The following is a 25,474-nucleotide window of genomic DNA, read 5'->3' as shown; positions in this document are numbered from 1 at the left end:
CGCCGCCATCTCCCGCAGCCAGGACAAGTCGAACCCGCACCGGGTGGTCGAACCCTGGTATCCCGGATTCCGACAAAGGCCGATGTGAAGCCGCGGTAGTCGTCGACCAGTCGCGCTCGCACGTCGAAGATGTCACGCACCGACTTATCGCTCATTCGCCACTCCGCACCGGTCGTCACACGTGGATCAGCGCCTCCGCCGGTACACACGCGCCCCTTTCGAGCCGATCCGATCCACTTGACCGGCTTCGTAGAGCGCACGAAGCAGCAACTGGGCCTCGCCCGCGCTGATACCGAGGGCGTCTCGCACCCCAGCGTTGCCGACACCTCCGACCCGGCTCGCCAACCGCCGGACCACGTCGAGCCTCGGGTCCTCCGGTTGGTCGGCCACCGGCGCCTCTTGCTGCTCCGCTGGGCGGTAGCTGGCACCGAGCGGACTCCCCGACCTGAGGAGTGCTCCTGTGTTCACCAACGCGTTGAGCACGTCCCTGGCGGTGGTCGTGTCGACGCCCAACAGGTCGCACACGTCCTCGGTCAGCAGCGGCCTGCGGCGGGACTCCTCGACCAAGAGGTCACGCACACGGTCGTCCGCGACGTGTCGGCCGGAGGGAATCGGCTCCGCAACGGCCGATTCCACCACGGCCTGTTCCGTCAGGGCCGGCTGCGCCACAACGGATTCGGTCAGTGCCGGCTCTTCCACAACGGGTTCGGCCACAACGGGTTCCGCCACGACGGGTTCCGCAGTGCGGGCGTCCGCGAATCCGGCGGCGGTGTCGTCCTCCGGGTCATCGGTGCCGGTGTCGGGGTGCGCGGGCCGGGGTCGGTCGAGCGCGGTCGGGGTCCACACCGTCGCGGTCGGGGTGCCGTCGCCGACACCTGAGCCGATCGGCCCGATGCCGAGGCGGTCCAGCGTTTCCCACAGCGGAGCGAGCGCGGCGACGCGGTCGAGGTAATAGGTGGATCCGCGAACCCGCCAGAACGTCCACCCGCACCGCTTCAGCTCCTGCTCGCGCTGGAGGTCCGCGGACCGCTGCTCCGGCGTCGAGTGGAACGCGTCGCCGTCGCACTCCACGGCCAACTTGCCCGCCGCGCCGGTGACCACCAGATCGATCCGCCTGCCGTTGGTCTCCACCTGGGGTGTGACGTGGTAGCCGCGGGCGGTGATGTCGAGGAACACGCGCTGCTCGAACAGGGAGTCGAAGTCCGGGTGGCGGTTGTCCGGGTCGACGGCGGTGGGCATCGGCGGCACCGGAACGGAGCCCGCCGTGGACAGGTAGGTCAGCAGCGAATGCCGGAGATCGCCGGCCCTCAGCCGGTCGGTCGTGACCGAGTGGAACAGCCACAGCTGGTCCTGGGCGCGGGAGGCGGCCACGTTGAACCGCTGCTGGAACTCCCGCCTGGTCAGCGACGCGAAGTTCTGCTCGGGCCCCACCACCAGGGACAGCCACACGACGTTGCGCTCGTCGCCCTGGAAGTCCGGTGGCGTGCCGATGCGCAGCCGCCGTTCGTCCCACTGCGCCGGGGTGATGCGGTCGATCAGCTCCTGCTGGATCAGCTCGACCTGGGACTGTCCCTGAAGGACCACGACGCCGAACGTCCTGCCTTCGTAGGCGGGGTCGTCCAGGCACGCCGCCACCGACTCCGCGATGGCCGCGGCCTCGGGGCGGTTGACCAGCCGGGCGTTGGCCCCCTCCGAGTAACCGCCGCGCACGTACGTCGTGCGCAGCGGCGGCAGCCGGTCGGCCCCGAACTGGCGCACCGGCACCAGCGGCGCGTCCCGGTAGAACTCGTTGGAGGACCACGTGATGATCTCCGGCATGCACCGGAAGTGCTCGCGCAGCCGCACCACCTGCCCGAACCTGGTGCGCAGCATGGAGAACACGCTGGAGCGCGGGGTGAACTCGGTGCGCAGGTAGCTCGGGATGTCCGACAGGTCGGTGTCGATGCGCTTGAAGATCTCCTCCAGCGAACCGGACGCCACCTCCGAGGGGGTGCACTGCTTGTCGTCGCCGACGACGATGACCCGGGGCGCCAACCACAGCAGGAAGGCGCTGGTCAGCTCCGCCTGGCTGGCCTCGTCGACGATCACCACGTCGAACGCCTCCTGCGTGGGCGGGATCGACGCCAGGACCTGCTGGATCGGCATGACCCAGGCGGGCACGGCGGCCTGGGCGACCACCATCGCCTCGCGCGCGGAGCTGCGGAACCGCTCAGCGTACTTGCCCGTGCCCTTTCCCTCACCCGCCTTCGCCGACCGGTAGCTCTGCAATGCCTGCACCTGCACGGCGGTCATCCGGCTCAGGCACGCCAGCCACGCCTTGGCCGCCGCGAGTTCCGCGGTCAGCAGCGAGATGTCCCGCACCAGCACGTCGAGTTGGGCGTCCAGGACGCGTTCCAGTCCCGGTGTCGCCTGCCGGTCGACCCACGTCACCGCGCAGGCCCGGGCCCACGCCCGCGGCCAGTGCGCGCCCCGGCTCGACCACGACCGGTCGGCGCAGGAACGTCGAAGCTCCTCCGCCAACGGCCGGTTCGCCTTGTCCAAGCGTCCGCACAGCTCATCAGCACGTAGTTGGGCCTCGTGCTGGTCCCGGGCGTCGGCGAGAGCGGCCACGGCGTGGCGGTACGCGGCGGCGTCGGCCCCGCGCAGCGCCGCGGCGACCGCCTCCACCTCGGGTGCGGGACGCCCGCCCTCGCCCGCGGCGAGCACGCGCTGTGCCGCCTCGTCCAGCTCGACCCGCGCCAGGGACGCGACGCGGGCCTCGGACACCGCGAGCGCGGTACGGGCGATGGTCTCGGCCGCGGCCAGGGAGTCCACGCGCGGGCGCTGCCCCACCGGGATCGGCAGCAGCAGCCCGGCGAGCTGCCCGCAGGCGGTGACGACGCGGTTGACCGCGCTGCACGCGTGCCTGACCTGCCGCATCCGCTCCACGAGCACACCCCGGTGGGGGTTGGCGACGAGGGTGAGGCGGAGCGGGGCGAACGCGGCGTCCAGCACGCGGTGCGCCTCCATGACCCGCAAGTGCGCGGCGGCGGCCCGAGCCTGCCCGGCGGACCGGACCGGAGCGCCGTCGACCAGGACGGACGTGTCGTAGGCGGCGACCGCCTTCTGCTCATCGCTGCGGAACAGCTTCTTGCGCAGCGCGCCGCCGCCGTCCAGGTAGTCGACGAACGTCCGGAACACCCCGGCGGCGGGGCCGGGCAGGATTCCGCTCGCGACCTGCACGTCCGCGAAACCCGCCTCGTGGTCGTCGGCGACGGCCTGCTCGACCCGTCCCAGCTGCTGGGCCGCCCGCTCCCACAGGTGGCCCACCCCGCCGGTCAGCAGGCCATCGATGATCGACAGCGCCCACGCCGCCTCGGAGGGCAACCGCCGAACCGCGTCGATCGCCTCGGACACCTCGGCGCACGCCGGACCGAGGTGGGCGAGCCGAACGCCGTCCAGGTCGCCGAGGACCTGGACGAGCCCACCCGCTTCGCCCGCACGGGCGGCGTCACCGCGTGCCACGGCGTCGCAGTACCGGTCCACCGCGCCGCCGCCGGGCAGCTCGTCCGCTGCGGGGAGCACCTGGCCGCGTCGCCCCGCGCGTTCCGGGGTCTCGTCACGCAGCAGGTCGACCAACTCGGCGAACTCGTCGCCGTTCAGCGGCAGTGGACCGGCGGCGGGTGCCGGCACCCACGCGTGCTCCTCCTCCGCGTTGACGGTCTCCACGATCCGGGTGAGCGTCCCCCGGTAGCCGGGCGCGATCTCCGGGTGGACGTAGGTCTCCGACTCGCGCAACGCGCGGATTCGCTCCAGCAGGTCGGCGCGTTTCGTCAGCGCGTCACGGCGGCGGGCGGCGAGATCGGCGATCTCCCGTTCGGCTCTGGTCGGGTTGAAATCCGCTTTGCGGCCAGCCAGCTGGTTGACGCTGCGCGCCAGGTCCGAGTCGCCCTTGGTGGACGCGTCGGTGAGCGCCACGCACAGGTCGCGCATGGGCTCCGGCAACTTGTCACGCAGCACACGGAGCGCCTGAGCCTTCTCGCTGGTCACGAGCACCCGCTGACCGCGTGCGAGCAGCGCGCTGACGAGGTTCGCGATGGTGTGGGTCTTGCCGGTGCCCGGCGGACCTTCCACCACGACGCCGCTGTCGCCGCCGAGCCGTTCGAGGATCTGAGCTTGCTCCTCGTTCGCCGGCAGCGGGAACAACGGCTCCTCGGCCAGCACCACCGCGGCGGTGCTGCCCGTGCGCTCCAGCCACCGCAGTCGCTCCTCCGGCTCGATCGCCTGGACGAGCTGCGCCAGCCCCAGCGGCACAGGCGTGTCGTCCCGTGCGAGTGACCTGGTGATGGTGTCGTAGTACTGCCTCAGCGCGAACGCCCCGCGTCGGCGCGCGACGACAGCGGGCGCGAGAGCCATCCGGGCGGCTGACCCCGCGGGGCGGTCCCAGCCGTTGTCGACGACGTGCTCGATCAGCAGCGCACGCGAGGACCACTCCTTCAGGAACCCCTCCACCGCCGGGTCGAGGACCGACTGGACGGTGTCGCGCAACCGGTCCCGCATCACCTGGCCGCTCGACTGGTCGAACAGGGGAAGACCGGACAGCAGTTCGTCCGCTTCCAGCCTCGGGGCCGACTCGTCGGCCAGCGAGCACACCATGTCGCCGGTCACCGCGTCCTGCTCGATGACGATCGACTGGGTGACGAGGTGCACGTGCACGCCCTCCTGGCCACCGGGTGCGTGGAGGAGTCCTGTCGAGAGGACGAGTTCGACGCTCTCCGGTCGGTCGACGGCCTCGCGCTGGAGCTCGAACAACTTGTCGTAGAGGCGCCTGCGCGGTCGCCGTACCCGTTCGCGCTCCGCCCACGACCGCCACACCCGCGTCCAGGCCGCGAATTCCCGTTCGAGGCGCGGATAATCAGTCGAGTGGACAGGCCCGCGCAGTGCGTCGACGTGCTGCTTCAGCGTCGGTGCCGGCAGGTCGTCACCACCGTCCCGGACCCACTCGACCCAGTTCCGCAACGACGGCGGCGGACCGGGTTCCCGCTCATTGGGCACCCTCGGCACCCGAACGACCTGCTCGCCCGGCTCCAGGGCGGGGTGGACGAGGCCGAGTTCGTGGGCGGGTGACAACCACAGCGTCTCGATGTACTGGTTCGCGTGGCGAACCGGCCGGCTCTTCGCCACCGCGATCTGGCGCAACACTCCCATGAGCCGAGCGACCCGGTCGCGCAGCACGGGATCGTTCTCAGGAGTGCTCATGCAGTGGTCCTCACCTGGTCCCCGAGCGGTACGCCAGGTGCATCGTCGGCCCACTGGTGAATGTCACAGGTGACAGCGGCAGTCACCGGATCGTTGCACGGACCCGCACCGCCTGATCAGGAACAACACCGGCGCAGGACCGCTCACCAGGTGATGTCGAGGGTGTCGGGGAGGTACACGCCCGATGCCACCGGCTCACGGCGCTCGCGCCTCTGAGTGGTGGCCGCTAGTGCACGCGAGTGCTTTTACCTCGCAGGCGGGTGAGGGCTGCTCACAACGGTTTGGCACACCCGATCTTGGGTGCATGACCCAGCAGCGACGAAGAGCGCGCGCCCGTCGGCTTCGCCCCGACCCCCTGCGCGTGGAAGAGCTGGTCTCCTTCCTCCTCGCCGACCACGGCTGGCGGGACGAAGTGGCGAAGCGACTCGTGGCGAGACTGGACCAGCGGCTCGTTCGGTCGGCGCGGACGTACGGGTGCCGGCCGCTCGCGCACGTAGCCGAGGAGCTGGACAGCCAGGCGTGCGTCGACCTCGGTCCCGGTGTGCCGTACCAGCTGGCGAAGGCCGTGTACGGGCAGGTGCGGTTGCGGGGTGCGGCACGGCTGCGGCAGACGGCCCGCAGCCTGCGAGTGCTCGGCGTGTACCTGTGCGGCAGCGACCTGGCAGGGTGCCCTTGCACGGAGGCGTTGGCCCGTGATCCGCAGCAGGCCAGGGTGGATCGCGTGGTGAGTGGCGCGTTGGACGGGGCAGGCTTCTAGCCCGCACGTTCTTCCAGCGCGCGCGTTTGGGCGGTCACTCATACGGGCACTTTTGTCACCGTGGGTATCAGAATCGGCACATCGGGCTGGCGCTATCCCGAGTGGCGCTGCGATTTCTACCCAAGAGGGCTACAGCAGCGCCTCGAGCTCCAGTTCCTGTCCAGACGGCTCGACACGGTGGAGATCAACGGGTCGTTCTTCGGGCTGCGCAAGCCGACGGACTACAAGTCGTGGTTCGAGCGCACACCCGACGACTTCGTGTTCGCCGTGAAGGGGCATCGGGAGATCACCCACATCAAGCGATTACGCGATGTCCGCGAGGACGTGTCCGACTTCTTCGCCTCCGGCGTCCTCGACCTGGGCCGCAAGCTGGGCCCGATCCTGTGGCAGCTGCCGCCGACCCTGCCGTGGCGCCCAGAGCGGCTGGCGGCGTTCCTGGAGCTGCTACCCGGCCCGCCCGTGCGGCACGCGCTGGAGATCCGGCATCCCGGGTGGGACAACCCCGACCTGGTCGGCCAGTTGACGTCGGCCGGGGTGTCCCTGGTGGTCGCCGAGTCCGGAGGCCGGTGGCCGGAACCGACGTCCCTCACCACCGACTTCGTCTACGTGCGATTACACGGCGACCAAGAGCCGTACGTCAGCGCCTACTCCGACGCCGCCCTCGACCGCTGGGCCGCCCGGATCCGCGAGTGGTCGGTCGACCGGGATGTGTTCGTGTACTTGGACAACACCATGCGCGGCGCGGCACCGCACGACGCGGTCGCCCTGGCGTCACGGCTCAACTGAGCCGGGGCACGCGGTCGAGCACGACGCCGAAGTGCTTGGCGTAGGCGTCGAGCAGCTCGTCGTCGTCCAGTTCCTCCTCGTGCCTCTCGTCGCCGACCGTGGTGATCAGCTTGTTGCCCGCGATGGTGATCCGCCCGGTCGGCGTCGGCAACGAGCACGTCGCGCCGCGCAGGAACGAGGACTGGGGCGACGTCTGCTGGTACCAGCACGCGGCGCGGAACTCGTTCAACGCACGTGGACGCAGTTCGAGGCGGTACTGGGTGACGCCGTCGAAGAGCACGTCCACGTCACCCTCCGGCGTGTCGACCAGCCGGAACTCCCCGGCCGGGTCGGGCTGCACGTCGCGGCTGACGATGCTCAACGGACGCAACGTGAACCGGCCGAAGCCGACATCGACCAGCAGGTCGCCCACCCGCAACGCCATGTGGCCGAACGGCAGGCTGCACACGCCGTCGCTGAACACGCTGGCGGCCAACATCTGCACGTCGTGGCCCAGCGCGGTGAGCAGCGCCGCGAACGCGCCGTTCAGTTCGTAGCAGAAGCCACCTCGCCGCCGGTTGACGATCTTGTCCACCAACAGGTCCTCGTCCAGCACGATCGGCTCGCCGAGGTGGATGCTCAGGTTCTCGAACGGCACCGCGGCGAGGTGCAGTTCGTGCAGCTCGGCGAGGGTGTTCGTACGCGTGGCGCCGATCCGGGTCAGGTAGGCGTCGAGCGTCTTGTCGTTCATTCCCACAACTTGCAACCTCCATTGCGGTGGATGTCAAATCGGTCGGCGGGATCAGGCGCGTGCCGCGGGCACAGGGACGTCGTTCCCACACAGAGAACACCGCCAGAAGTACGGCGTTCCACGCTTCCGGTCGCCCGACCGGTGCAACTCCATCTCCGCACGGCATCGAGTGCACACGAGCGGGTCGACGAACTCGGCGGCACGCAACTCGGCGAGCAGGCGCTTCGCGAACGCCGAGCCCCGACAGGTGAGCATCACCTCACGAGAGACGCCGTGGGACAGCGAGTTGAGGCTGCCGATCAGCACGACTTGCTCGTCGATGACCACGATCTTCTTGTGTTCGAGACGCGCGCGGATGATGCGCGCACCGGTGTCCTTCAGCGCCTGGATCCACAACTGGTTGGTGTCTTTGCTCTGGATGAAGTCCTTGTCCTCACGGGTGAACACGCGTACATCCACGCCACGCGCCACCGCGTCCGCGATGAGCGGCATGAACCGCTTGCTGTGCTTGCCGACCCACGGCGACCACATCCACACGCTGCGCCTGGCCTTGGAGAGGCTGTTCGCGAGGGTCTCCTTGAACGCGAATTCGTCCTCGATGTCGGTGACGTCGACCAGCCCGCGCAGCACGTCGTGCAGCTCGGCCTCTACCGACGACACCGGTTTGTAGTCGTGCTCGTCGGCCATGCCCAGGAGGGCGCCTGCGCGAACCCACTGGATGCGCCCGGCCTGCGCCAACCTCCGCACCGCGCCAAGCGGGCTGTTCCCCACCGCATGCTTGACCGCCACGCGGGAGTTCACGATCAGGTACAGCCGGTGCCGCGCCCTGGTGATGGCCACGCCGAACAACCGGACCGCGTTGTACTCGAAGTCGCCGCGGTTCGTGGAGGCCTTGCTGATCCAGCCCTGCCCGTCCTCGACCAAGTCGAAGACGACCGTGTCGAACTCGCGTCCCTGGAACGAGTGGGCGGTGCCGACCGGGACCACGAAGTCCGGTCCGACGTCGCGCACGGCAGCGAGGGTCGCCTCGGCCTGCTGTTTGAACGTCGTCACCACACCGACGTCGCCGTCGGTGACGTGGTGCTGGGCGAGCGCGCGGGCCACCAGCGCCCCGACGGGCCACCAACCGGCGTACGTCGACGACCGGTGGACGACGCCCAGGTCCGGCAACCCGCTCACGTCGACGATGACGATCTCGGTGTCGGGTTTGGACGTGCCGTCCTCCAGCACGCCGTAGATGACGTCGTTCGCCAGCTGACGCAGGTTGGGACCGAACCTGAACTGGCGCAGCAGCGCCACCGCACCGGCATTCGCCCCGACATCCGCCGGGGCGAGGATGCCGCAGTGCGTGAACACATCGGGCTTGACCCACTTCCGCACCCCGGCGTGATCGATCTTTTCGATGTCCCCGGTCACCGGCCCGAGCTGGAGGAAATCGCCCAGCAGCACGGCGGTGCGCGTCGCACGTCCCACCGCGAGCAGCACCTCGGCGAGCAGCGCCGCGCCCGCCTCGTCGACGAGGACTACGTCGAACTTCTCACGCGCCACCGCCGGGTGAGCACGGGAGCGCGCCAAGGTCGTCGCCACCACCCGCGCGTTGGCGACGATCTCCCCCTCGGCGTCACGCCGGAGTTTGGTGATCTTCTTGTTCAGCTCACGGAGGCGGTTCTCCCACTGCGGCCGGTCACGGGTGGCGGACCGCTGAAGATCTTGGAGCCGCGAGCGTTCCTCGTGTCGGGCCGGGAGGTTGCGCGCACGGGCCCACGCCACCATCTCGTCGTCCCACTCGTCGGCGATGCCCTGGTCGACCAACCACCCGCACCGACCGTTCAGCGCATCGAGCGCCTGCTGCCGGCCGGTCAGCTCGGAATGTCGGAGGCGGTAGACCGCGTTCGCATCCGCGCTGCGCTGGTCGAGTCGATGCAGGTCCGCGAGCGTCACTTGAACGGCCGAACGGATGTGGTCCAGTTCCGCCTCGACCGCGGCCCGGTGGGCGGCGATCCGGCGTTCCTCGATGTTCCCCTGTCTGCGCGACTGCTCCGCGACCTTGTTCGCTTTCCGCCGTGCGAACACCCCGCGCGTACGCGCGGCATCGAACGCAGCGCCTGCCACGCGTTCCCTTACCCGACGCAGGTCGTCGTCCGCGGCCCGCAGCGACGCGGTGAGTTCGGCTGCCCGCCCGAGCAACTGGCGCTGTGGCTCCACACGGTGCAGTTCGCCGTCGACGTCGGCCACTTCCAGCGACGCCGCGTACAACGCATCTTCCGCCGCGCGGTGCTGTCGTTCCAGCTCGGGTCGGTCCTGCTCCAATCGGGCCAACTCGGTCCGCCGGTCGATCCGCTCGACCGACCGGGCGTAGACGGTGTGGTCGTAGTCGGCGAGATCGACGTCGAGTGCCGCGATCCGGGTTTCGACCCGCTCCAGTCGGACGAGTCGTTCCCGCACGTCGGCCAGCTCCGCGTCGACCTCGGCGGTGGTGCGCGCGGCGAGACGCTGCAACTGGACGTCGTCGTCCGCCGCCAGCTCCGGCAAGTGGGGCGGCCCGACCCTGATGACCTGCCCCTGGTCCGTGGGCAGGTTCTTGATGACCTCCTTCAGCGCGTTGTCCACGGCGATGTTGGCCGTGGACACCAGCAACACGCGCCGGCCCTTCTTCACCAGGTCTTCGATGGCGCGGGCGAGCACTCGGGTCTTGCCGGTGCCCGGTGGGCCCCACACGGCATGCAATCCGGGCTCGGTGCACGTCCGGTACGCCGCCTGCTGCGCGGGCAGAAAACCCGGCGGGTAGTCGTGCCCGCGCGCCGTGGGCAGCGGGTCGAGACGTCCGGCGGCCAAACGGTCCGCCATGGGCGCCTCGTCCAGGCCGGCGATCCCGTCACGCAGTTTCAGCCAAAGGTGGCGTGGCGTGAGCCGTACCGTCCACACCCGGTCGCAGCCGTCGGGGAGCACGCCGTCCACCTTGATCTTGAGCAGTCCGTCGGCGACCTGGACCCGTTCGACGGGGAACGACGTGCCGTTGTCGGGTCCGTCCTTGTCTGCCAGGCAGAGCTGGTCGAAGCTGTCAGCTGACGGCACCCGGTCACCGGCACGCAGGTCGAGCAGCCACCACCCCGGCTCGTCTCCCGGTAATCGGCTCGCCTGCCCCAAGGACCGCCAGTCACCGTCACCACCCTTGACCGGCCCGGTGAGCACTCGGTCCACCGCATCGACGAGTTCGCGCCGCCAGCCCGCAACCCGTCCCTCCCCCACAGTCACAGCCGCCAGTAAACCAAGACCGGTTCGCAGAACCCCAGACGAGCCGAGTCCGCCGTCCCGGTCCAACCCGCCTCGGCGCCGAAGGCCGAGTCGCGACAATACGGACACACCACACAGTCAAGACCCGATAGCCCACGAATTCCGTATTGTGCGCGTCCCTGTAACGGCAGCGGGCGAATGGCCTATATGCCGGACACCAGAGCAGCCCGCCGAGGGCGACCGACACCGACTCGAGTCGGGTGTCGGTCCGAGGTGTACCCGCGACGCACGACCACGGGATGAATGTGAGACTTCTACTCTTTTCCGATCTCCACCTCGACACGCATTTCCGGTGGGCCGGCGCAGCACTCGCACGTGCCCGCAGGCAGGCATTGCGGGACACGCTGCGGCAAATCACGGCGCTCGCGCGGACACACCAGGCCGATGCCCTGCTGTGCGCCGGCGACCTGTACGAACACGACCGGTTCTCGCCCGATACCGCGCAGTTCCTGCGGGCCGAGTTCGAGAGCGTGGACATGCCGGTCTTTCTCGCGCCGGGCAACCACGACTGGTATGGGCCGCAAAGCCTCTACCGCCAAGTCGAGTGGACGCCGAACGTGCACCTGTTCACCGAAGACCGATTCATGCCGCATGAATTGACGGAGGGCCTGACGCTCTGGGGCGCCGCCCACCGCGCGCCTGCCAACACCGACGGATTCGTCGACGGCTTTTCGGTCGACCGCGGCGGCGTGAACCTGGCGCTCTTCCACGGGTCGGAGACCGCGGCGATGGGATTCCAGGAATCCGGCAAGCTGCCGCACGCGCCGTTCACCGCGTCGGAGATCGAGTCGGCGGGCCTCGACCACGCCTTCGTCGGCCACTTCCACACCGCCCGGGACGCCGAACGGCACACCTATCCCGGCAACCCGGACCCGTTGACCTTCGGCGAGTCGGCGGGTCGGGGAGTCGTCCTCATCACCGTGCACGGTGACGGAACCGTGGAACGAGAACGCCATGACGTGTCCGTCAGCCAAGTCCACGACGTGACGGTGCACCTCGACGGCGTCAGCCACCTCGGGCAGGTGCGGGAGCAGGTCATCGCCGCGGTGGCCGGGCTGAGCGGGGTCGTGCGGGTCACGATCACCGGTGAGGTCGCGCCCGATGTGGACCTCCGACCGGCGGACCTCGCCACGGTGGCACCCCACCTCGACGCCCTGGTTCCACGACTCGGATCAGTCCGCGTGGCCTACGACCTCGACTCCCTCGCCGAGGAGCCGACCGTCCGGGGGCAGTTCGTCCGGGACGTCCGGGACGACACGAGTTTGGACGAGGCCACCCGCAGACGTGTCCTGATCACCGGCCTGCGCGCCCTCGACGGGCGTGCCTCCGAGCTCGCCGTCCACTGAACAGCCGACACGGGGAACGCATGAGAATCGAGTCCGTCACCGCACGTGCCTTCGGCCCGCTCAACGGCGCGACGCTTGAACTCGCCCCCGGCCTGACCGTGGTCACGGGGCCCAACGAGTCGGCGAAGTCCTCCTGGCACGCCGCGATCTACGCGGCGCTGTGCGGGCGGCAACGGGCACGCGGCAAGCCGCGGTCCGCCGAACAGCGGTTCACCGAACGACACCGACCGTGGCACGGCGACGCATGGCACGTGTCCGCCATCGTCGAGCTGGCCGATGGGCGGCGGGTCGAGCTCAGCCAGGACCTGAACGGCAAGGTGGATTGCCGGGCGCTGGACCTCACGCTGAACCGGGACGTCAGCGACGAGATCGTGTTCGCCGGTTCACCGGACGCGAGTCGGTGGCTGGGGTTGGACCGTCGGTCGTTCGCCGCGACCGCGTGCGTGCGTCAGGCAGACGTGCTGAGCGTGCTCGACGATTCCGGCGCACTTCAGGAGCACCTGCAACGGGCGGCGGCCACAGGCGGCACCGACGCCACAGCCGCGGCGGCACTGCAACACATCGACGAGTTCCGCAGCGAGCACGTGGGAACCGAGCGCAGCAACGCGGTCAAGCCGCTGAGAAGGGCGCAGAGGCGACTGGCCGATGCGGAGGAGCAGCTCGTCGTCGCCCAGCACGCCCATGTCGAGTACCTCTACCTCGTCGAGCGAACGGAGAAGTTGCGGTATGAGGCCGGTCTAGGTGTGCATCGGACCGAAGAGGCCGAAGAGGCCGCCGACGGCTTGACACGGTTGAGGGAGGCATGGCGTTCCTGGAACGCGACCCTCACCGCAGCGGGCCACGACGAGCAGACCATGGTCGACCACGGCGCCCGCGTAGAAGAAGAGTGCGCTCGGCTCGATCGGATTCGCGCGCTCCACGCGCGCTTCAACGGAGTGGCGCCGGTAGCGCCGGTTGCCCAGGACAGCCTGGTAGCCCTGGTCGAACGGGCACAAGCGGCCTGGCAGGCGGCACCGTCACCCCGCACCCTCGACGGACCGACGGTTGAGGACCTACGCGCCGAGCTGGACGCGCTGCCGTCACACCCCGCGGGTGACACCGTCGTCGACGAACACGTGCGTACCTCCGCCGCCGTGCACCGGGAATCGCTCGCGGTCGCCGCGGCGCACCGTTCGAAGGAACCCGCTGCCCCGTCCGAGGCCGATACCTCGATCCAGGCCGCGGTGGCGGCCGGACCGGCCCTACTGCGCGGGCTGGCGGCTGAACTCACTTCCTCGGACACCACACCCGAGGTCCAGACGCGGGCATTGGCCGAGGACGTGGAGCAGGCCCGCCACCGCCGGCGCGAAGCGAGCGCCGCGGCGGAAAACTCCCAACGCCGAGCGGAGGACGCAGCAGGACGTGTCCCCAACGCCACTGTCCACGCCGGCTCGCCCCTCGGTGCGGCCCCACTGCGACCGGTGTTGTTTGCCCTGGCGACCGTGCTGCTGGTCGGCGGAATCGTCGTGGTGGCGGCCGGTTCGCCCGTCTTGGCCTTGGTCCCGATCGTCCTCGCCGTCGTGTGCGGCGGCATCGGGTTCACTCAGCGCCCGGACACGCGCCGAGTCGATGCAGAGGCACTCGCTGGAGCCGAACGGGACCGGGTCGACGCTGACAACGCCCGTCGATCGCTGCACAAGGCCGAACACGTGCTCGCCGCCGCGGAGGGTCGCCACGCGGCAGCGGTGGAGCAGCAGGAACGAACCCGCCGGACACGGGCCGAACTGGTGGCACGGTGCGAGGAACTGGGCCTCGTGCCTGACTCCCACGAGCTGTCGAAGTCAGCAGAACGCGTGGAGCGGCTGAACGAGGCGCGGACTGCGTTCAACAGCTGGCACGCCGAAGGGGAACAGCTGCGCGAGCACGTCGACCGCACTCAGACAGCACTCGCGCGGGCACTGCGGCAGCGCGGCGCCGACGTGGCGGACGACGTGCGGAGGTCGTTCGACGAGTACGAAATGCGGTGTGCCCTCAACGCGCGCCAAGCCGTCGCCGCCGCACGCCGTGATGCACTCCGACAGTCGCTGGCGGACCGGATAACGGTCGAAGCGGCCGTTCGGGAGGCGACCGAGTCCCGGGCTCGCGCGGTTCGCTTGGTGCGGGACGCGTCGCTGGCCATCGGCCAAGCCGTGACCGATGACGCGGAGACCGATGCGCTGTCGGCGGCCATCACCCGCTGGCGGGAGGAGTGGGACCGGCAGTCGGCCAAGGCACACCAGGACCACGCCGACTGGTTGCTGCTCACCAGCCTGCTCGGCGGGGCCGATATCGCCACGCTCGAAAGCGATGTCATCGCCCTGCGAAAGCAGAACGAGGCACTACGAACGTCGGTTGCGGAATCACGCGACAACGCGGACGGGATGCGACTGCGATGCGAGGAACTCGCCGCGGCCTGTTCGGTGCGGATGGACGAGATGGCCGACGTCGACGCCCTGGTCAAGGAGGCGAAGGAGGCAGTCGCGGTGGCACGCGAGGAAGCCGTCGGACTCGCGGCCGAAGCGGACCAAGCGGAAGGCGCGCTCGCCGAGCGGGCGCGGACGATTCCGGGCGTGGCCGAGGCCGAGGAGTCGGTCCATGCGGCGCGCTCCGCGCTCGACGAGATCGACCAGCTGGCCCGGACCCTCGACCTCACCAGGACACACCTCGCCCGCGCCCAGGAGGCCGTCCATCGCGACATCGCGCCCGTGCTGGTCGGCACGCTGCGCGAGTGGCTGCCGACGATCACCGCCGGCCGCTACGTCGACGCGTCGCTCGATCCCGCGTCCCTGGCGGTGCGGGTGTGCGGGCCATCCCGGGAGTGGCGAAACGCGAACGTCCTGTCCGTGGGCACCACCGGGCAGGTCTACCTCCTGCTCCGCATCGCCCTCGTTCGGCATCTGACGGCGAAGAACGAGGTGTCCCCGCTGTTGTTGGACGACGTGACCGTGCAGGCGGACGACACCCGCACCTCGGCGATCCTCGAACTGCTCCTGGCGTTGGCCGAACGGCAGCAGATCGTGCTGTTCGCGCAGGAGTCCTCGGTGCTCGACTGGGCCGAGCGGAACCTGACCGGCGAACGACACGCGGTGGTGCGCCTGGCTCAGGTGCCCCGGGTGTAGCCGGGGACTCTTCCGCGCCAGGGGCGGGCAAGTTGCGACATGGAGTGCGGATCTCAAGGCGGTGGGTACCACAGGGACATGACGGGTCGTGTGCGTATCGGGACATCGGGCTGGGTCTATCCGACCTGGCGCGGCGCCTTCTACCCGAAAGGGCTGGTGCAGCGGCGGGAGTTGGAGCACATCTCCGGTCTGATGACGTCCGTGGAGCTGAACGGCTCGTTCTACTCGCTGCAACGCCCGTCGAGCTACCGGGCGTGGGCGGCGCAGACGCCGGAGGACTTCGTCTTCGCGGTCAAAGGCGGCCGGTTCATCACCCACATGAAGCAACTGCGTGACGTCGAGGCGCCCCTCGCCAACTTCTTCGCTTCGGGAGTGCTGGCGTTGGGGCCGAAGCTGGGGCCGTTCCTCTGGCAACTGCCCGCCAAGCTCGCCTACGACCGGGACCGCCTGACGGCGTTCTTCCGCCTCCTCCCCCGCACCACGTCTGCAGCCGCCGAGCTGGCCGAACGGCACGACGACCGGCTGTCCCCGGAACGCGCCTGGACCATCACCGACGCCGACCGGCCACTGCGGCACGCCCTGGAGGTCCGCCACCCGACGTACTCGGACTCCGAGTTCCACGACCTGCTCCGCGCCCACGACATCGCCTTGGTCGTGTCCCACTCGGCGGGCGTCTTCCCGTACCTGGAGGACGTCACGGCCGACTTCGCCTACGTCCGGCTGCACGGCAACAGCGCGCTGTACGTGGGCAGCTACACCGACGCCGAGTTGGACGAGTGGGCCGTCAAGATCGGCGACTGGGCGGCGGACCACGACGTGTACGTCTACTTCGACAACGACACGGACGCGGTCGCTCCGCACGACGCGATCCGACTCGCCGAGCGCCTGCGTCCCGCACTGCCGAAACCCGGACCCGCCCACACAATCAGGTGAACGGCGGTCAACCCCACCCCACACCGCCGCGGACCACAGCACTCTGGGGCTGGTGGAGGTGACCAGAATGACGACCCGCAGCCTCGTGACCGCGCTGGCGCTCACCACCGGCGCCCTGGCGTCCAGTGGGATAGCAGTCGCGCAGCAACCATCAGACCCGACCTGCGACCGCGGCGAGTTCTGCGTGTGGTCCGGCACCGACTACACCGGCCAAGCCCACCGCCTCGACCTGGAGACCGCAAACCCCAGCGAGTGCATCCCGTTGCCGGGCGGCTTCGTCGCACGCTCCTTCGTCAACCGCCTGACCCGGGACGCCTCCGTCTTCCAGGGCGCCACGTGCTCGACCGAGGCCGAGTTCACCACCTACCCGGGCCGCGGAACGTACGTCCCCGACGCCCCGTTCGTGGTCCGGGCGATCCAGGTCTGGGAGCACTGAACGACGACCCCGAAGGCGGCTGAGGCCGGCTCCTAAACCGGGTCGGCGACTCGGACGGGTGACGCCGGAACACCCAGTGCGAGCACGGCAGTGTCGTCCTCGACGCCTTCGCCGAGCACGTCCAACAGCCCGACGAACGCCTCCACCACGCCCGCCGCCGACGTGGGGGCAACGGTGGCGGCGAACTCCAGCAACGCCTCCTCGCTGTAACGGGTGTCACCCGTTCGCGCCTCGACCACCCCATCCGAATACAGCACGAACGTGTCGCCACCGGACAAACGGAGAGTAGTGGTGACCACGCGCGCTGCGGGCAGGATGCCGATGAGCTGACCGCCTGGCGTCTCCACGTACTCGACCGTGCCGTCCGCACGCAGCAGCAAGCCGGGCGGGTGGCCGCCGGCGGCGAGGGTGAGCCTGCAGCCGTCCGCCTCCACGGCGAGCACCCCGAACGTGACCGTGCAGAACCGAAGCGGGCCGTCATCACGTTCCTGGTTGAGCACGGTGTTGAGGTTGGTCAGCACGGCGACCGGGTCGGGGTCGTACACGGCGGCCGAGCGCAGCGTGTACCGCGTCAACGAGGTCACCGCCGCGGCGTCCGCGCCCTTGCCGCACACGTCACCCAGGAACAAACCCCATCTGCCGTCCGCCAGCGGGAACACGTCGTAGAAGTCGCCACCGACCTCGAACGGCGACGCGTGGTGGTAGTGCGCGGCGACCTCCACGCCCGGCACGTCGGGCAGAACCGGCGGCAGCAGGGTGCGCTGGAGGGTGGTGGCGAGCCGCCGGATCTCGTCGCGCTCGGCTTCCGCCTGCTTCCGCGCCCTCAACAGCTCTTGTTCGTAGGCCCGCCGATCACGCGCGTCGAAGACGGTCGTGCGGATCAGCAGCGGCTCGCCGTCGTCACTGGTCTTGACCGTGGAGTTCACCAGCACCGGCATCCGCGAGCCGTCGGCCGCGACGACCTCCAGCGCCACCCCGCGAACCTCGCCCTGCATCCGCAGCAACGGCGAGAAGTGCGTTTCGTGGTAGAGCTTGCCGCCGACGCTGAGCAGGTCGCTGAACCGCCGCCGTCCCACCAGCTCCTCACGCTCGTACCCCAGCCACCGCAGCAGCGTCCCGTTCACCTTCACGATCTGCCCGTCGAGCAACGTCGACAGGTAGCCGCACGGCGCGTTCTCGTACAGGTCTTCCGCGCTGTCCTCCAACAGGGCCGAGAACATCTCGTTGTCGTTGCCCTGGGAGTTCGCGGACATCACCGCTGGTCCATCACGAACCGCAAGATCGCCTCCGCCGTGGCCTCCGGGGCGCTGAGCTGAGGGCAGTGGCCCGCAGCGTCGAGCGTGACCCGCGTGCTGCCGGGAATCCGGGCGTGGACGTACGCGCCGACCTCGGGCGGTGCGATCACGTCCTGCGCGCACTCCAGCACGAGCGTCGGCACGGTCACCCGCGCCAGATCCGCCCGGTTGTCGGACAGGAACGTCGTGCGCGCGAACACCCTCGCCACCTCCGGGTCCGTCCGGCAGAAGCTGTTGGTCAACTCGGCGCCGAGTTCCGGCCGGTCCGGATTTCCCATGATGACCGGCGCCATCGTCGCCGACCACCCGAGGTAGTTGCTCTCCAGCGAATCGAGCAGCTCGTCGATGTCCGCAGCGCTGAACCCGCCCCGGTAGTCACCGTCGTCGATGTACCGAGGCGACGGCGTGACCAGCACGAGCCTGCCGAACCGCGTCGGCTCCGCGGCCGCTGCCAGCACCCCGATCATCGCGGCCACCGAGTGCCCCACGAACACGACGTCGCGGAGGTCCAGGTCGCGGCAGATGTCGAGCACGTCCGAGGCGTACCCGTCGAGCGTCGAATACCGCTGCGCGTCCCACGCGGCGAGGTCCGACTTCCCCGCCCCGACGTGGTCGAACAGCACCACCCGGCACTTCTCCGCCAACGCGGGCACCACCAGCCGCCACATGTTCTGGTCGCACCCGAAACCGTGCGCGAGCACCACCACCGGGCCGCCGTCGCCGACGACCGCCACGTTGTTCCTGCTCAACGCGTCCATGCCCACCCCCGTCTCGCTCGGGTGCCAGTGGTACCCAACGACCCACCGTTCCATGCGCCGACGGCTTCCGCGCGACGGCGAGCCGGTCGACCAGCTTCGGCAGATTCTCCCGGTCGTCGCAGGTCGGTGCGACAACCGGGCTGAAAGGCGGGCTGTCGATCGGACGGGCGGTTTGTGGCCAGGGCCATCCGCCCCCTGGTAGCGGACGCTTGCCCCGGTGGGGTGGAATGCCCCTGGTCGGGGCGGTTGTCCCGAGGCAGGGCAGCAAGAGGCGATCAAGGAGTCAACGAGTGCCGATCCTGGACGAGAAGTTGGGCAACATCTACGACGAGGTGCTGCGTCGGAACCCGGGCGAGGCCGAGTTCCACCAAGCGGTGCACGAAGTCCTGGATTCCCTCGGACCAGTGGTCGCCAAGCACCCGCAGTACGCCGACGCCGCCGTGATCCGCCGGTTGTGCGAGCCCGAACGCCAGATCATCTTCCGCGTCTCCTGGGTCGACGACGCCGGGATCGTGCGGATCAACCGGGGACTCCGGGTCGAGTTCAACTCCGCGCTCGGCCCGTACAAAGGCGGCCTGCGGTTCCACCCGTCCGTCTACCTCGGCATCGTCAAGTTCCTCGGCTTCGAGCAGATCTTCAAGAACTCGCTCACCGGCCTCCCCATCGGCGGCGGCAAGGGTGGGTCGGACTTCGACCCCAAGGGCCGCTCCGACGGCGAGATCATGCGGTTCTGCCAGGCGTTCATGACCGAGCTCTACCGGCACATCGGCGAGCACACGGACGTGCCCGCCGGGGACATCGGTGTCGGGGGCCGGGAGATCGGCTACCTGTTCGGCCAGTACAAGCGCATCACGAACCGCTACGAGTCGGGCGTGCTCACCGGCAAGGGGCTGGCGTGGGGCGGTTCGCAGGTGCGCACCGAAGCCACCGGTTACGGCACCGTGTTCTTCGTCGAGGAGATGCTCAAGGTCCGCGGCGACTCGTTCGACGGCAAGAAGGTGGTCGTCTCCGGTTCCGGCAACGTCGCCGTCTACGCGGCGGAGAAGGTCCAGCAGCTGGGCGGCACGGTGATCGCCTGCTCGGACTCCAACGGGTACGTGGTCGACGAGCAGGGCATCGACCTCGACCTGCTCAAGGACGTGAAGGAAACCCGCAGGGCACGCATCAGCGCCTACGCGGAGGCCCGTCCCGACACCGCCCGGTACGTCGAAGGCGGTTCGGTGTGGGACGTCCCGTGCGACGTCGCGATCCCCTGCGCGACGCAGAACGAGCTGAACGGGCGTGACGCCGCGACGCTCGTCGGGAACGGGTGCACGATCGTCGCCGAGGGCGCGAACATGCCCTGCACACCGGACGCCGTCCGGCTGTTCGCCGAGTCCGGTGTCCTGTTCGCGCCCGGCAAGGCAGCCAACGCGGGCGGTGTCGCCACCAGCGCATTGGAGATGCAGCAGAACGCCTCGCGCGACTCCTGGAGTTTCGCCTACACCGAGCAGCGCCTCTCCGACATCATGCACAACATCCACGACCGCTGCCTCGAAGCCGCCGACACCTACGGCAGCCCTGGCAACTACGTGGCGGGCGCGAACATCGCCGGATTCATCCAGGTCGCCGACGCGATGCTCGCCCTGGGCGTGATCTGAGCCCGGTCCCGGTCAGCCGCCGGTCCGCACCGGAGACGAACGTGGATGTCGGTGGTCGCGGTTACCGTGCCGGGCATGAGGATGTCGAACGCCACCGAGCTGACCGCCGACCACCACGCGCAGCTGGCCGACTTAGGGCTGCGGATCGATCACCTGGACGAGGCGATCTGGGCCGGGGTGGACGCCAGGGCGTCCGCGCCGCCGCTCGGGCCGACCAACGGCGCGGGACTGCTGGACTGGATCCACCGCGTCGGCAGGCTGCGCGAAGTCCTCGTGGCCGAAGGCTGGACGAGGGTCGACAAGTGGAACGCCGGGCTCGTCCAGCACCCCACCAGACCGGTCGTCCTCGGCACCCTCCAGGGCAACCGCCACACCGGCACGCTCGGCGCTCCCCTGCGCAGCGACTACGCCAAGGGTCCCGCCATAGCGGCCATGATGCGAGGGAACGACAGGGACCAGTTCACGCTCTTCGACTCGCTCCACACGCACGAGTGGAAGCTGTGGTTCCTGGTCACCTACCCGAAGCAGGAAGGTGAACGGCTGGTCGTCCTGCGCGAGGTGGCGCAGCCGGAGCCGACGCCGCAGGGGCAGGTCGTGGACCGGTGGGCCCACCGGATCACGTTGCCGCCCTTGGTGTTCGGGCCACTGCCCACACCCCGCGGCACCGAAGGACCTGACGACATCGACGTCACCGTCACGCTGCGCCGCTAGGAGGGTGCGAGAATGGCGCGATCATGCTCACGCCCTCCCGCCTCGCCCTGGCCCGCGCCCGTCGCGGGCTGACCGTGGTGGAGTTGGCGAGCAAGGCGGGCACGAGCCCGGCGAGCATCGGCGACTACGAGCACGGCCGCCGCCACCCGCGACCGGCCACCACCGCCAAGCTCACCGAAGCCCTGGGCTTCCCCGCGGGCTTCCTGGAAGCCGACGACGTGCCGGAGCTGGAAGTCGTCACCAGACCGGCGCCCAAACGGCAACGGGACGCCGCGATCAGCGCCGCCCGGCTGGCCATCGGCTTCGACGCCTGGCTCACCCGCGCCTTCACGTTCCCCGAGCCGGACGTCCCGACCTGGGAGCACCACGACCCGGAGACGGCCGCCGAGATGGTCCGCGCCCGCTGGGGCATCCCGCACCGCCCGGCGCCCAACATGGTCCACCTGCTCGAAGCGCACGGCGTCCGCGTCTTCTCCCTGCCCCAGGACTGCGCCGCCGCCGGCCCGTTCTCCTGCCGCCACAACGGCACCCCGTACGTGTTCCTCGACCCGACGGCCACCCCCGACCAAGCCCGCTTCGACACCGCCCGCGAACTCGGCCACCTCACCCTCACCCGAACCGGCGACGCGCAAACGTTCGCCACCGCGTTCCTGCTGCCCCGCGCGGGCGTGCTGGCCGCCGTTCCGCGCGGCGCGCTCACCGAACAGGTCGTCGCCCACAGCACCACCTGGCACGTCGCCCCGCTCACCCTCGCGCACCGCCTCCGCGACCTCGGCCTGCTCACCCGCCCCCAGTACACGGCCGTCTGCGCCCAACTGGCCCGCCGCACCACCGGCATGGCCCGCCGCGAAACGTCCCAGGTGCTCACGAAGGTCTTCCGCACCCTGCGCGCCCAGGGCACCACCCCGCACGCCATCGCCCGCGAACTCCTGCTCGACGTCGAAGAGCTGAACGGCCTCGTGTTCGGCCTGGTCCTCACCGCCCTACCCGGCGAAGGCGACGGCAACCGCGAAGGCGACCGCGACCAGCCGGCCACCCCGCACCTCACCCTCGTCCGGAGGTAACCGTGAACCGTCCTCTCACCGCCGCCGAACTGTTCGACGCCGTCGGCCAGGGCTACGAGGACGCGTTCGGACGTCCCCCGGCCGTCGACGAAGCGGTGCGGTTGCTCCTCGAACGCCTACCGGACCACGCCAAGGTCCTCGACATCGGCAGCGGCACCGGCCGTCCGGTGGCGGAAGACCTGGCGGCCGCCGGGCACGACGTCCTCGGGGTCGACGTGTCGGCCACCATGGTCGACATCGCCCGCAGCCACGTCCCGCGCGCCCGGTTCGTCCACGCCGACGTTCGCGAGTGGGAAACGGAGAACGCGAACTGGGACGCGGTGTGCGCGTTCTTCCCGTTCCTCCAGATGACCCGCGACGAGGTCACCGCCGTGCTCGGCAAGATCGCCCGGTGGCTGAAGCCGGGTGGGCTGCTGGCCATGGTGACCGTGCCGCTGGACGTCGAGAACCTCGAAGTCCCCTTCCTCGGCCACACCGTCCGCCTCACCAGCTTCGCCACACCCGACCTGCTCGACCGCGTCACCCGGGCCGGCCTGACGGTGCTCGAAACCCGCAGCACCACCTTCTCCCCCGACCGCGAGGGCCAGCCCGACGAGGAGCACCTGTTCGTCCTCGCCCAAGCAGCCCAAGCAGCTCAGGCAGCTCAAGCCACTCAAGCCGCTCAGGCCCAGGCGTCCGACGCCTCCTTGACGTAGTCCTCGAACGACCGCCCGTCGTGCCCGAGCACGGACGGCACACCATCGGACAACGCCGCGTCCTGCCCGTCACGCATAGCGACCAGTCCCAGGGTCAACACCTCCGCCCACACCGCGTCGAAACCGCCCTCCACCATCCCCGCGATGTAGTCGGCCACGGGCACGTCCACCAACCGGATCGAACGACCCGACACGTCACCGATCTGCGCCACCACCTCGCCGAACGTCAACGCCCGCGGCCCGGACAGCTCGTACGTCACGCCCGCGTGCCCCTCCTGCGTCAACGCCGCCACCGCCACGTCGGCGATGTCCTGCGCGTGGATGAACGGGTGCCCGCCGTCGCCCCCGAGCGGCAGCGCGATCTCGCCTTCCAGGATCTGCGGCAAGAAGTAGTCCTCGCTGAAGTTGTGCGAGAACCACGTCGGCCGCAGGATCGTCCAGTCCACACCGGACTCCCGCACCGCGCGCTCACGACCGTCGTCGTCCGTCAGCCCACGCGCCGACAGCAGCACGAGCCGCCGCACCCCCGCCGCCACCGCCTGCGGCACGAACGCGGCCACCTCGGCGTCGTCGATGTGCGTGCCGATCGGCACGAGGTAGGCCGCCGTGACGCCGTCCAGGGCGGGCGCCCAGGTGGACTGGTCCGTCCAGTCGAAACGGATGTCCGTGTGGCGGGACACGGCACGGTAGGCGACGCCCAGGGCGTCGAGGGCGGACGTGACGCGGCGGCCGGTCTTGCCGGTTGCTCCGATAACCAGGATTGTCATGCCACCAGACAATCAAGATCGGGCTGGACGGAACATGGCTCACCGTCCGCGATGCATGTTCAATCGTCTACGTGGACGCTCTCACGACTCTCCTGCGCGGCGTGCACGCGCAGCGCGCCGACCTGTGCCGCTCGTTCGCCTCACCGCCGTGGTCGCTGGCGTACACGGCGACGGCGTCGCTCACCCTCGTCACCCCCGTCCGCGGCCACACCTGGCTGCTCACCGAGGACGGCGCCAGCTTCCTCATGCGACCGGGTGACTTCGGCATCATCCGCGGACCGATGAGGTTCGTGCTGGCCGACGACCCGTCCACGCCGCCGCAGATCGACCTGGACGGACCGGACTGCGAGCAGTGGCTCGTCGGCACCCGCACGTACGGCTTCGGCGCCGACGCGGACTCGATGGTGGTCACCGGCAGCTTCGCGGTCGAGCGCGGCGTGTCCGACCGGCTGCTCAACGCCCTGCCGAGGACGTTCGTCGTGCCGTGCGGGGACGAGCACTGCCCCACGCTGGACGTCCTGGCCACGGAGATCCCCAAGAACCAGGCCGGGCAGGACGTCATCCTCGACCGGCTCCTGGACCTGCTGCTCGTCTACGTGTTGCGCGAGTGGTTCGACCGGCCCGACAGCAACACGCCCGCGTGGTACCGGGCGTTGGGTGACGAGATCGTCGGCCCCGCTCTCCGTGCGATGCATGACGAACCAGAGCACGCTTGGACCGTTGCCGAACTCGCAGCGCGCGCTGGGGTGTCACGGGCGGCGCTGGCCCGGCGGTTCACGACGCTGGTGGGCGTGCCGCCGTTGACCTACCTGACCGAGTGGCGGATGGATGTCGCCGCCGACCTGCTCACCCAACCGGACGCGACCATCGGCTCCGTGGCACGGGCGGTCGGTTACGCCGACGGGTTCGCGTTCAGCACGGCGTTCAAACGGGTACGCGGCGTTCGGCCCAGCGACCACCGTGTGGTAGCTCTGCGGGCATGAACCTGGAAGACCTGCGGGACGCCCTGCGCCGGTTCGCCGCGGCGCGTGACTGGGACGAGTACCACACCCCGAAGAACCTCGTGATGGCGTTGTCCGGGGAGGTCGGCGAATTGACCGACCTGTTCCAGTGGCTCACGCCGGAGGAGGCCGCGCACGCGATGGACGACCCCGAGTTGGCCTGGAACGTGCGTGACGAGCTCGCCGATGTCATGCACTACCTGGTGCGGCTGGCCGACAAGCTCGACGTGGACCTGATCGAAGCCGCGTTCGCCAAGATCGAGCGGAACGAACGGCGTTTCCCCACCGGCGACCTGAAGCCCGTCGAATGAGCCGACGTCAGACGTAGGTCAGCAAGAACAGGACCAGCGCTATGAGGACGACCAGGCCAAGCAGGGCCGGCGCCCACATCGGCGCAGGTGACGGCGGGAGGTGGCCACGGTTGTGTCTGCCTCTTCGTCTTCGTGCTCGCCACGGCACCGAAGCCTCCCCCACCCACTCACCGTTGCTCATGGCGCTACGGTAAGGACGGATCAAGGGGACAAAGCCGCAGATCACCCGCTCGCGCCAGGTGCGTCGCCCGGACAGCGGCCAAGGCAGCGGAACGTGACGGTTCCTCGTCGCCTGGAATTTCTACTGGAACGCAAAAAAGCCTTCAGGGGCACTCGCGTTGACGAGTGCCCCTGAAGGCGAAGTATGTTCGGCGGCGTCCTACTCTCCCACACCCTCACGAGTGCAGTACCATCGGCGCTGGAAGGCTTAACTACCGGGTTCGGAATGGGACCGGGTGTTCCCCAACCGCTATGACCACCGAAACACTATGAAATTACCAACCCGTAGGCACCCGACCCACCGCCGACAACAATCGTCGTGGTGGACCTGGTGGTCCGGTTCGGTTCTTTCAGAA

At 69.7% G+C, this 25,474-nt stretch carries 18 protein-coding genes and 1 rRNA gene; 12 read left to right on the top strand and 7 right to left on the bottom strand.

The window, feature by feature from the left end; translation table 11 throughout:
• Positions 1 to 186: 186 nt before the first annotated feature.
• The gene (locus tag F4560_RS41995) at positions 187 to 5,238 is read right to left on the bottom strand and encodes a PDDEXK-like endonuclease domain-containing protein (RefSeq protein WP_184928568.1); all 5,052 of its coding nucleotides are present in this window, start codon (positions 5,236 to 5,238) and stop codon (positions 187 to 189) included.
• Between the two features lie 304 nt (positions 5,239 to 5,542).
• Between F4560_RS41995 and F4560_RS41990 the strand changes: the two genes are divergently transcribed.
• Positions 5,543 to 5,995, top strand: a complete 453-nt coding sequence (locus F4560_RS41990) for a hypothetical protein (RefSeq protein ID WP_184928567.1) — start codon at positions 5,543 to 5,545, stop codon at positions 5,993 to 5,995.
• 60 nt (positions 5,996 to 6,055) lie between these two features.
• Positions 6,056 to 6,781 (top strand): DUF72 domain-containing protein, encoded by a 726-nt coding sequence (locus F4560_RS41985; protein WP_184928566.1) that lies wholly within the window; start codon positions 6,056 to 6,058, stop codon positions 6,779 to 6,781.
• On the opposite strand, the gene F4560_RS41980 is transcribed toward F4560_RS41985, so the two are convergent.
• Both F4560_RS41980 and F4560_RS41975 read right to left on the bottom strand, forming a co-directional pair.
• Positions 6,774 to 7,511 carry an arylamine N-acetyltransferase family protein gene (locus F4560_RS41980; RefSeq protein WP_184928565.1) on the bottom strand — a complete coding sequence of 246 codons (738 nt, stop codon included), beginning with the start codon at positions 7,509 to 7,511 and terminating at the stop codon, positions 6,774 to 6,776. The two genes, F4560_RS41985 and F4560_RS41980, sit on opposite strands and share 8 nt — an antisense overlap.
• 51 nt (positions 7,512 to 7,562) lie before the next feature.
• Entirely contained in the window at positions 7,563 to 10,766 is a 3,204-nt protein-coding gene (locus F4560_RS41975; protein WP_184928564.1) for an AAA domain-containing protein, read from the bottom strand.
• 284 nt (positions 10,767 to 11,050) lie between these two features.
• Here F4560_RS41975 and F4560_RS41970 point away from each other — a divergent pair, with 284 nt between their 5' ends.
• The 4 genes from F4560_RS41970 (at position 11,051) to F4560_RS41955 (ending at position 16,657) form a co-directional block, all read left to right on the top strand.
• A complete protein-coding gene (locus tag F4560_RS41970) occupies positions 11,051 to 12,151 on the top strand; it encodes a metallophosphoesterase family protein (RefSeq protein ID WP_221483838.1) in 1,101 nt (366 codons plus the stop codon).
• Between the two features lie 20 nt (positions 12,152 to 12,171).
• Positions 12,172 to 15,288, top strand: coding sequence for an AAA family ATPase (locus tag F4560_RS41965; protein ID WP_184928562.1), 3,117 nt, complete (start codon positions 12,172 to 12,174; stop codon positions 15,286 to 15,288).
• Positions 15,289 to 15,366: 78 nt separating this feature from the next.
• Positions 15,367 to 16,221, top strand: coding sequence for a DUF72 domain-containing protein (locus F4560_RS41960; RefSeq protein WP_184928561.1), 855 nt, complete (start codon positions 15,367 to 15,369; stop codon positions 16,219 to 16,221).
• 67 nt (positions 16,222 to 16,288) lie between these two features.
• On the top strand, positions 16,289 to 16,657 hold the full coding sequence (locus F4560_RS41955) for a peptidase inhibitor family I36 protein (RefSeq protein WP_184928560.1): 369 nt from the start codon (positions 16,289 to 16,291) through the stop codon (positions 16,655 to 16,657).
• Between the two features lie 32 nt (positions 16,658 to 16,689).
• Here F4560_RS41955 and F4560_RS41950 read toward each other — a convergent pair whose 3' ends face one another.
• Both F4560_RS41950 and F4560_RS41945 read right to left on the bottom strand, forming a co-directional pair.
• The gene (locus F4560_RS41950; RefSeq protein ID WP_184928559.1) at positions 16,690 to 17,910 is read right to left on the bottom strand and encodes a PP2C family protein-serine/threonine phosphatase; all 1,221 of its coding nucleotides are present in this window, start codon (positions 17,908 to 17,910) and stop codon (positions 16,690 to 16,692) included.
• The gene (locus F4560_RS41945) at positions 17,910 to 18,764 is read right to left on the bottom strand and encodes an alpha/beta fold hydrolase (RefSeq protein WP_281392001.1); all 855 of its coding nucleotides are present in this window, start codon (positions 18,762 to 18,764) and stop codon (positions 17,910 to 17,912) included. Before F4560_RS41945 ends, F4560_RS41950 begins: the two co-directional genes overlap by 1 nt.
• 242 nt (positions 18,765 to 19,006) lie before the next feature.
• Between F4560_RS41945 and gdhA the strand changes: the two genes are divergently transcribed.
• The 4 genes from gdhA (at position 19,007) to F4560_RS41925 (ending at position 22,820) form a co-directional block, all read left to right on the top strand.
• The gene (gene gdhA / locus F4560_RS41940) at positions 19,007 to 20,350 is read left to right on the top strand and encodes an NADP-specific glutamate dehydrogenase (RefSeq protein ID WP_446692429.1); all 1,344 of its coding nucleotides are present in this window, start codon (positions 19,007 to 19,009) and stop codon (positions 20,348 to 20,350) included.
• 75 nt (positions 20,351 to 20,425) lie between these two features.
• Entirely contained in the window at positions 20,426 to 21,061 is a 636-nt protein-coding gene (locus F4560_RS41935) for a hypothetical protein (RefSeq protein WP_184928557.1), read from the top strand.
• Positions 21,062 to 21,084: 23 nt separating this feature from the next.
• Positions 21,085 to 22,125, top strand: coding sequence for an ImmA/IrrE family metallo-endopeptidase (locus F4560_RS41930; protein WP_184928556.1), 1,041 nt, complete (start codon positions 21,085 to 21,087; stop codon positions 22,123 to 22,125).
• A 2-nt stretch (positions 22,126 to 22,127) separates the two neighbouring features.
• Complete coding sequence (locus F4560_RS41925; protein ID WP_184928555.1) at positions 22,128 to 22,820, top strand: class I SAM-dependent methyltransferase; 693 nt, start codon at positions 22,128 to 22,130, stop codon at positions 22,818 to 22,820.
• Here the strand turns inward: F4560_RS41925 and F4560_RS41920 are convergent.
• A complete protein-coding gene (locus F4560_RS41920) occupies positions 22,787 to 23,587 on the bottom strand; it encodes an NAD(P)H-binding protein (protein WP_184928554.1) in 801 nt (266 codons plus the stop codon). The genes F4560_RS41925 and F4560_RS41920 overlap by 34 nt on opposite strands.
• A gap of 71 nt (positions 23,588 to 23,658) precedes the next feature.
• Here F4560_RS41920 and F4560_RS41915 point away from each other — a divergent pair, with 71 nt between their 5' ends.
• Positions 23,659 to 24,570: an AraC family transcriptional regulator gene (locus F4560_RS41915; RefSeq protein WP_184928553.1), complete on the top strand. Its 912-nt coding sequence runs from the start codon at positions 23,659 to 23,661 to the stop codon at positions 24,568 to 24,570.
• Complete coding sequence (locus F4560_RS41910; RefSeq protein WP_033442814.1) at positions 24,567 to 24,899, top strand: nucleotide pyrophosphohydrolase; 333 nt, start codon at positions 24,567 to 24,569, stop codon at positions 24,897 to 24,899. The genes F4560_RS41915 and F4560_RS41910 overlap by 4 nt, the downstream gene beginning before the upstream one ends.
• Before the next feature lie 366 nt (positions 24,900 to 25,265).
• Here F4560_RS41910 and rrf read toward each other — a convergent pair.
• A 5S ribosomal RNA gene (gene rrf / locus F4560_RS41905) occupies positions 25,266 to 25,382 on the bottom strand.
• Between the last annotated feature and the right edge of the window lie 92 nt (positions 25,383 to 25,474).

It is taken from the genome of Saccharothrix ecbatanensis (genome assembly GCF_014205015.1).
Taxonomy (GTDB): Bacteria; Actinomycetota; Actinomycetes; order Mycobacteriales; family Pseudonocardiaceae; genus Actinosynnema; species Actinosynnema ecbatanense.
Note: the sequence above shows the minus strand (reverse complement) of the source record. Positions and strands in the feature narration are given on the sequence as shown.

Bases quoted from the DNA above. Each gene is read 5' to 3' on its own strand.
- F4560_RS41945 (WP_281392001.1), bottom strand. From the start codon at position 18,764: ATGGAACGGTGGGTCGTTGGGTACCACTGGCACCCGAGCGAGACGGGG.
- F4560_RS41980 (WP_184928565.1), bottom strand. From the start codon at position 7,511: ATGAACGACAAGACGCTCGACGCCTACCTGACCCGGATCGGCGCCACG.
- F4560_RS41960 (WP_184928561.1), top strand. From the start codon at position 15,367: ATGACGGGTCGTGTGCGTATCGGGACATCGGGCTGGGTCTATCCGACC.
- F4560_RS41955 (WP_184928560.1), top strand. From the start codon at position 16,289: ATGACGACCCGCAGCCTCGTGACCGCGCTGGCGCTCACCACCGGCGCC.
- F4560_RS41990 (WP_184928567.1), top strand. From the start codon at position 5,543: ATGACCCAGCAGCGACGAAGAGCGCGCGCCCGTCGGCTTCGCCCCGAC.
- F4560_RS41965 (WP_184928562.1), top strand. From the start codon at position 12,172: ATGAGAATCGAGTCCGTCACCGCACGTGCCTTCGGCCCGCTCAACGGC.
- F4560_RS41995 (WP_184928568.1), bottom strand. From the start codon at position 5,238: ATGAGCACTCCTGAGAACGATCCCGTGCTGCGCGACCGGGTCGCTCGG.
- F4560_RS41950 (WP_184928559.1), bottom strand. From the start codon at position 17,910: ATGTCCGCGAACTCCCAGGGCAACGACAACGAGATGTTCTCGGCCCTG.
- F4560_RS41910 (WP_033442814.1), top strand. From the start codon at position 24,567: ATGAACCTGGAAGACCTGCGGGACGCCCTGCGCCGGTTCGCCGCGGCG.
- F4560_RS41920 (WP_184928554.1), bottom strand. From the start codon at position 23,587: ATGACAATCCTGGTTATCGGAGCAACCGGCAAGACCGGCCGCCGCGTC.
- F4560_RS41935 (WP_184928557.1), top strand. From the start codon at position 20,426: ATGAGGATGTCGAACGCCACCGAGCTGACCGCCGACCACCACGCGCAG.
- F4560_RS41930 (WP_184928556.1), top strand. From the start codon at position 21,085: ATGCTCACGCCCTCCCGCCTCGCCCTGGCCCGCGCCCGTCGCGGGCTG.